At 60.6% G+C, this 7794-nt stretch carries 6 protein-coding genes; all 6 read left to right on the top strand.

Annotated features, from left to right (window positions below):
• The first annotated feature begins 384 nt into the window (after window positions 1-384).
• The 6 genes from R8871_RS35720 (at window position 385) to R8871_RS35695 (ending at window position 7626) form a co-directional block, all read left to right on the top strand.
• Window positions 385-1191 (top strand): enoyl-CoA hydratase/isomerase family protein, encoded by an 807-nt coding sequence (locus R8871_RS35720; RefSeq protein WP_246287986.1) that lies wholly within the window; start codon window positions 385-387, stop codon window positions 1189-1191.
• A gap of 92 nt (window positions 1192-1283) precedes the next feature.
• Window positions 1284-2147 carry a 3-hydroxybutyryl-CoA dehydrogenase gene (locus tag R8871_RS35715; RefSeq protein WP_175054609.1) on the top strand — a complete coding sequence of 288 codons (864 nt, stop codon included), beginning with the start codon at window positions 1284-1286 and terminating at the stop codon, window positions 2145-2147.
• A 104-nt stretch (window positions 2148-2251) separates the two neighbouring features.
• Entirely contained in the window at window positions 2252-3439 is a 1188-nt protein-coding gene (locus R8871_RS35710) for an acetyl-CoA C-acyltransferase family protein (RefSeq protein ID WP_175054608.1), read from the top strand.
• A gap of 235 nt (window positions 3440-3674) precedes the next feature.
• Complete coding sequence (locus tag R8871_RS35705; protein ID WP_175054607.1) at window positions 3675-4550, top strand: crotonase/enoyl-CoA hydratase family protein; 876 nt, start codon at window positions 3675-3677, stop codon at window positions 4548-4550.
• A 77-nt stretch (window positions 4551-4627) separates the two neighbouring features.
• Window positions 4628-6130 carry an aldehyde dehydrogenase family protein gene (locus tag R8871_RS35700; protein WP_175054606.1) on the top strand — a complete coding sequence of 501 codons (1503 nt, stop codon included), beginning with the start codon at window positions 4628-4630 and terminating at the stop codon, window positions 6128-6130.
• Entirely contained in the window at window positions 6127-7626 is a 1500-nt protein-coding gene (locus tag R8871_RS35695) for an APC family permease (protein WP_217468934.1), read from the top strand. The genes R8871_RS35700 and R8871_RS35695 overlap by 4 nt, the downstream gene beginning before the upstream one ends.
• Window positions 7627-7794: the final 168 nt, after the last annotated feature.

Genomic DNA, 7794 nt, shown 5'->3' with positions numbered 1-7794 from the left:
AGCGCCTGCTCCTTGAACTCGACAGAATACATTTGTTTCGCCTTCAACCTGCACCTCTGACTCTTCTTGATAAAGAAATTCAGAGGCGACAACTACTATGACGCCGGGGGTCTGGTCAGGTGGGGCGCGCCGATGGCAGTGAACCGGCTCTACGCGTGTCATGCGCTCCACTCATTCCACATGCCCGACCGTTCGCCGCAGTGACGGATGAAAGGCGCAGGGCGCGTGAATCCCGATGCGCAAAGGGGAGACAGTGATTGACAGAGAACGCGGGTTCGCCTGTGCCCGCGAGGTATCACCGGGCTCGTCTGTGAGTCCGGCAATCGTGAATCAGGCCAGCACGGTTTTGGGAGTGCTGAAGCACTTACCGGAGGGACAGAGACAATGATGAACCAATCGGCCCTGGAAGCCGCTCCGATCCTGGTGCGCAAGGCGGACGGGGTAGCCGAGATCGTACTGAACAGGCCGCCGTCAATGAACGCGCTCACGGTCGAAATGGCTAGGCAGCTGAGCGCGGCCTGCGCGGCGATCGCCGCCGACAGCACCACGCGCGCGGTCGTGCTCCGGGGAGCAGGAAGAGGATTTTGCGTTGGCGCAGACGTTCGGCTATTCGGGCAGGACATGGATAGCGCCCCGCTGATATCCGACCAGATGATCGAGGCGCTGAACGAGGCAGTCATCCTGCTGGGCGAAATGCCACAACCGACCATCGCCAGCCTGCAAGGACCGGTAGCCGGCGCTGGAGTCAGTCTGGCGTTGGCCTGTGACATTGCAATTGCCGCCCGCAACGTATCGCTCAACGCTGCGTACACGCGCATCGGCACCTGCGTCGACGTCGGCATTTCCTGGCATCTTCCACGCATAGTGGGACTGCGAAAGGCCACCGAGATCCTGCTTCAGGGCGACGCCATCGACGCAGAGGAGGCGATGCGTCTCGGTCTGGTCAACACGCTGGTTCAGGCCGACGAGCTCGAATCGGAAACAATGGCGCTTGCGCAGCACTATGCCCACGGCCCGACGCGCGCATTCCGGACCGTCAAGCAGCTGCTGAAGCGCTCGTTCGACAAAAGCCTTCGGGAGCAGCTCGAGGACGAGCGCCGGGGTTTCGGCGCCTGTGCCACGACAAGTGACTTTCGCGAAGGTGTTCACGCTTTTCTCGGCAAGCGTGCGCCGCTGTTCACAGGCTCATAGGCACTCGTGGACACCGGCTCAACAGCACAGAGGGTGAGGAGGTGCGGTGCTTTGCCCGCGCCTGATACCGGAGTAATACGGGAGATGAAGGGATGGAGATTGAAACAGTTGGTGTCGTAGGCGCAGGAATCATGGGCAGTGGGATCGCGCAAGTCTTGGCGAGTAGCGGCCTGAGCGTGATCATGGTGGATCGAGGCGACACGATACTGGCGCATACGCGGGAAAAGATCGGGCAGAACCTGGCGTACTTCGTAAAGAAGGAACAGCTGACCGAGGGTCAACGGCAGGAAATTCTCGGTCGCATCGGGACAACGACGAGTCTCGCCGATCTGCGCAGCGCCGATTTTGTCATTGAAGCTGCCAGTGAAAACGAGTCCATCAAGATCGGCATCCTGAGAGAACTGGACATCATTGTCCGTCAGTCATCAATCGTCGCGACGAACACCTCGTCGATTTCGATCACCCGGCTGGCGGCATCGACAGCGCACCCCGATCGCGTGATCGGCATGCATTTCTTCAATCCCGTTCCGCGCATGGGGCTTGTCGAACTGATCCGGGCGCTGAACACAAGCGATTTCACGCACTCGATCGCTGAAGCGCTCGTCAGGCGGATTGGCAAAACCCCGATCACGGTGGAAAACAGGCCAGGTTTTGCCGTCAACCGGATCCTGTGCCCGATGATAAACGAGGCAATTTTTGTGTTATCGGAGGGCATCGCCTCTGCCCAGGAAATCGATGAGGGCATGAAGCTCGGATGCAATCACCCGATTGGCCCGTTGGCGCTCGCCGACCTGATCGGGCTCGATACGCTTCTGTCGGTGCTGCTGGTCTTCTACGAAGGGTTCAAGGATCCGAAATATCGACCGGCCCCCTTGCTGCAGGAGATGGTCGATGCTGGCCGCCTCGGCAAGAAATCGGGAATCGGGTTCTTTGAATATTCGTCCACGACGCCCTGACGTAGCGGCGTATGGCTGGCAACGGACGAACTGACGCACCGGATAACGGACCGCACGGATCAGGTTCGATCCGTTTTGATTGATCAAGGTAAATGGGAACCGCAATGAGAAAGCGTGAAGTCGCCATCCTAGCGACCGCGAGAACCGCGATTGGCAGTTTTGGTGGGGCGCTTAAGGACGTGCCGATGCGCGATCTTGGCGTGATAGTCGTCAAGGCGTCACTGGATCGCTCAGGCCTTGCGCCGGCCGATGTCGGACAGATCGTGCTCGGCAATGTGGTGCCGACGGAGCCTGCGGATGCCTATCTCAGTCGCGTCGCTGCGATCGGCGCCGGCGTCCCGAAAGAGGCCACCGCGTACAACGTCAATCGCCTATGCGGGTCAGGCCTGCAGGCGATCGTCTGTGCTTCCCAGTCTGTCCTGCTTGGCGACACGGATTTCGCCATAGCGGGAGGCGCGGAGTCCATGAGTCGCGGCCCGTATCTGTTGCCAGCAGCACGGTGGGGCCAGCGCATGGGTGACAGCCATGCCGTCGACTACATGAACGGCATTCTTCATGATCCATGGCAGCGTCTTCACATGGGAATCACCGCGGAGAATGTGGCTGAACGTTATGGCATTTCGCGGGTGATGCAGGATGCGTTGGCGCTCGAGAGCCAGCGGCGAGCGGCCAACGCAATCCGGAACGGGTACTTCAGGCAGCAGATCGTTCCCGTCACGATCAGGCGGCGAACAGGGGACGTCGTGTTCGATACGGACGAGCATGTGCGTGCCGATGTCACTGAAACGGCGCTGTCCCAGATGAAAACGGTATTCAGGGCTGACGGCGGGACGGTCACAGCAGGCAATGCGTCGGGAATCAATGATGGTGCGGCAGCCGTCGTGCTGGGAGACCTGGAGCAGGCGCTGGAGCGGGGGTTGAAGCCGCTTGCACGACTTGTCGGGTACGCGCACGCTGGCGTCGAACCTGAACTTATGGGCATTGGGCCGGTGCCTGCCACCCGCCTTGCACTCGAGCGAACCGGCCTGAGTATCCGCGATATCGATGTCGTTGAGGCCAATGAGGCTTTTGCCGCACAGGCCTGCGCGGTTACGCGCGAACTTGGCCTTGATCCTGCCAGGGTGAATGTGCACGGCTCGGGGATCTCGCTCGGGCATCCGGTTGGCGCCACGGGCGCGATCATCACGGTGAAAGCGATAGCGGAGCTGCATCGCACGGGCGGTCGCTATGCGCTGGTGACCATGTGCATAGGCGGAGGGCAGGGAATTGCAGCGATCTTCGAGCGGCTTTAGGCATGCCATGTGTCGATGACGCCGACGCTGTGCCCGCGTATCACCCGCATTCGCGCCATGCCGGGATGACTGCGTGGCGCAGCGGGTGATTTTCCGGCAACGAGACGGCGGGTCCAGTATCGCGTTGCTGTGCGGCCCTACTGGATCCGACTGGATCGTGACAGTCATGAGCTGACGTACTTTCACGCTGCGGCATACGCGCGGCGCACGCTTCACCATTCTCGAGAGGCTGTCCATGCCCGCGATTTCTCCGCAATTCGAAACGTTGCGCTACGCCGTCGAAAACGGCATCGCCACGGTCACGCTTCATCGTCCCGAGAAACTCAATGCCTTCACGGATACGATGATGCAGGAGATCATCACCGCGCTCGACACCACGGACGCGGACGATGACGTACGCTGCGTGGTCTTCACGGGGGCGGGCCGTGCGTTTTGCGCGGGCGCGGATCTGTCGTCGGGCGCAAAGAGCTTCAACTACGACGAACGGCACGACGCCGATGTCGATACCGTGCACCGCGACAGCGGCGGTCTTGTGGCGTTGCGTATCTTTCGAAGCCTCAAGCCGGTCATCGGTGCAGTCAACGGCGCAGCCGTCGGCATCGGGATGACGATGCAGCTACCCATGGATATCCGGCTCGCCTCAACCCATGCCAGATTTGGCTTTGTTTTCGGGCGACGCGGCATCACGCCCGAAGCGGCATCGTCGTGGTTTCTGTCGCGGGTGGTGGGCACGTCTGCCGCGCTCGAGTGGTGCTGCACGGGCCGCGTCTTCGACGCTGACGAAGCGTTGACCCGCGGCCTGGTGCGGTCCGTTCATGCGCCAGAGGACCTGCTGCCGGCGGCATATGCGCTTGCGCGCGAAATCGCCGACAACGTAGCTCCTGTCTCCGCAGCGATCTCACGGCAAATGATATGGAGGATGGCGGGGGCGAGCCACCCGATGGAGGCGCACCGGCTCGACAGCCGCGCGGTCCAGTCGCGCGGGCGCTCCAGGGACGCCGCGGAGGGGGTGAGCGCGTTCCTTGAAAAGCGCCATGCCCGGTTCCCCGATCGGGTGTCGACCGACATGCCTGACTTCTTCGACTGGCGAAACGAGCCGCCGTTCCTCTGACCGATGCGCTCAGACGTCCGGGCGACAGGGGACGATCGCGCCAGCCCGTCGGTTACCAATCTGGAGACAGTGACACCATGCAATTGAAAATGCTGATAGACGGCAAACTCGTTGAGGGCGACTATTCGCTCGATGTCGTGAATCCGGCGACGGCGATGCCGTTTGCTACATGTGGGCGCGCAAGCGCGCAGCAGCTTGAGGTGGCCGTCGATGCGGCAAAGCGCAGTCAGCCGGGGTGGGCACGTCTGAGCTTCCAGCAGCGAGGCGCGTTCCTTAAGCGCCTGTGTGACGCGATAGAGGCGCGCACCGAGGAGTTCGCACGGCTGCTCACGCTGGAACAGGGCAAGCCGTTACGACAGGCGCGATCGGAGGTGTCGGGCGGCCTGGTCCGCATCCGCTACTACGCCACGCTGGACTGCCCACCCGTCGTACTGAGGGACAACGAACGGGAGCAGATCGTTCAGGAACACGTGCCCCTCGGGGTCATCGCCGCGATCACCCCCTGGAATTTCCCGTTCAGCCTTCTGGTCAGCAAGATAGCGCCAGGGCTGATTGCGGGGAACACCATCGTGGCGAAGCCAGCACCGACCACGCCACTGACTACCTTGCTGCTCGGCGAGGTGGCTGCCGACATCCTGCCGCCTGGAGTATTGAACGTCATCGTTGACGCAAATGATCTCGGCTCGCGACTGACCACACATCCGGACATATCCAAGGTCGGCTTTACGGGCTCGACCGAAACCGGGAAGAGGGTGATGCAGGCCGCCGCGCAATCCCTGAAGCGATTGACTCTCGAGCTCGGCGGGAATGACGCGGCTATCGTGCTGGATGACGCAGAGGTCGGCAAGGTCGCCCGCAAGGTGTTCGAAGCAGCCATGGTCAACGCGGGGCAGGTATGTCTTGCGGCCAAGCGTGTGTACGTGCCGGCAAGCATGCTCGACGGTTTTTTTGACGAACTTGCAGAACTGGCCCGGTCGGTTATTGTCGGGGATGGGCTGGACGAGAAAACCCAGATGGGGCCGCTTCAGAACCAGCAGCAGTACGAGAAGGTGCTGAAACTGATCGAGAGCGCGAGATTGGAGGGTGCCGTCATCGCGGGAGGCTGTTCGACAGACGGGCCCGGATACTTCATTGCGCCTACCATCGTTCGCGGACTCACGGACGATGCGGAACTCGTGAGATCGGAGCAGTTTGGTCCTGTCCTGCCCGTTCTCTCTTACGATACGGTCGATGAGGTCATCGAGCGCGCGAACGCTACACCATTCGGACTGGGTGCCACGGTGTGGTCATCCGATTATCGCAAGGGCGCGGAAGTCGCCCGGCGGCTCGAGGTCGGCACGGCCTGGGTCAACAGACACCTCAACCTGGCGCCCGATGTTCCTTTCGGAGGCGCGAAAGAGTCGGGAATCGGGCACGAGAATGGAATTGAAGGTCTGAAGGGCGTCATGCAGCTGAAGATTCTCAATATCGAAAAGGGGGCCGCGGCCCAGGGAGCAACGTCCAGGAGCATGACAAAACAAAATCAGGTGGAAACATCGGGTATCGCTGGTCCTGCATCAGCTGGTGCAGCGAAGTCATGAAGTGTGATACAGAAAAATACAGAGGAGAGCTTTTGGTGGAGCAGTTACAAGCCGTTGTGCAGAAGGAGACGCCGAACATGGACACAGAGTGTGCAACGCTCACTGGTCGACTTGGAACACTGGACATCGTCTTTACGGTGCTTGCGTATAACGCGCCGCTGGCGGTGGTGGTAGGGCTGATTCCGATCATCATCGCGTACGGAAACGGATTGGGGGCGCCCGTGACGTTCGTCGCGGTGGCGATCCTCATGCTCCTGTTTTCGGTCGGATTCACGACAATGTCGCGGCACGTGCCCAATGCCGGTGCCTATTACGCATATATCACTGTCGGTCTGGGGCCGTGTACCGGCCTCGGTTCGGCATTCATGGCAATGCTCGCGTACGCGTTTTTCATTATGGGAGGCTACCCTTATGCGGGCGTTATCATCGGATCCTTCGCCACGCATTTGACCGGAAAGAGCGAGGAAACATGGTGGTTGTGGGCAATTATCCTCTGGGCGGTCGTATCCGTTCTGGGATACTTTCGTATCACACTGTCGGCACGGGTTCTCACGTTGGCCCTGGTGTGCGAGATCCTGCTCGTGGCGGTCTGGGAAGGCGCAATCGCACTGACCAAAGGGTATTCCTTCCTGTCTCCTGTCTGGCTTTCTCCGACAGCCGTCATGTCGGGGTCCGTTGGACTCGCGATCCTGTTTGGCGTCACGTGCTTTGCGGGCTTTGAGGCGACAGCCGTATTTCGCGAGGAAGCGAGAGACCCGGAAGTAACGGTGCCGCGGGCGACGTATCTCTCGATCATCATCATGGCATGTGTGTTTGTCTCGGCCACGTACTTCTTTATCGTCGCGTACGGTCCCGCAGGCGCGCTCGCCAAGGCAGGCAGCGAGCCTGCGACGGCTGCGCTGGACAGCATAGCGGGATACCTCGGACATGTCGGGCAGGCCGCGGTGAGCGTACTGATGTGCACGAGCATGTTCGCCTGCCAGCTTGCGTTGCACAACATCCTCGCGCGCTATATCTATTCGCTGAGTATCGATGGTGTACTGCCGCCCGGGCTCGGTGCGATTCACAGCCGGCACGGCTCTCCGTATCGGGCTTCGCTTCTTGTCTCTGTTCTGGGCGTTGTTTCAGTCACTGTCCTGACCGTGACAGGCGCCGACCCGTTTACGGCCTATGCTGCGCTGGTGGGCATCACTGGGTTCACGCTCATCCTGTTGCAGATCCTGACGTCCCTGTCGGTCATTCTCTTCTTTCGACGCAGTCGCGTACATCCGGGACGATGGAAGACGATGTATGCGCCCGCGGCGAGTCTCGTCGGCCTTGTCATGACAGGCTGGCTTGCGATCAGCAATATCGAGATGCTGACCGGCAATCTGAGAGTCGCGCAATGCCTGCTCGCCATCATTTTTGCCTCGCTGATTGGCGGAATTGCTTACGCCAACCGGCTCAGGTCAAGGCGTCCCACAGTATTCGCGGCTATCGGGAGAAAAATGAGGTAGCGCTGCAATGGCGGAGCGCGTGCGGACTTTCGTCTCGCGCGTTCCGTCTGGCTGGACGTTTCGCATTGGGATTCAGCCTGAGAGACGCGACGAATATAATAAGGATTTCGAATGAACAATAATCCATTGTGGCGGCGCAATCGAACGTATCAATTGCGGCCGCCAGAC

This window comes from Paraburkholderia sediminicola (assembly GCF_902859805.1).
Classification (GTDB): domain Bacteria; phylum Pseudomonadota; class Gammaproteobacteria; order Burkholderiales; family Burkholderiaceae; genus Paraburkholderia; species Paraburkholderia sediminicola.
This window is presented reverse-complemented; position numbering and strand designations above follow the sequence as displayed.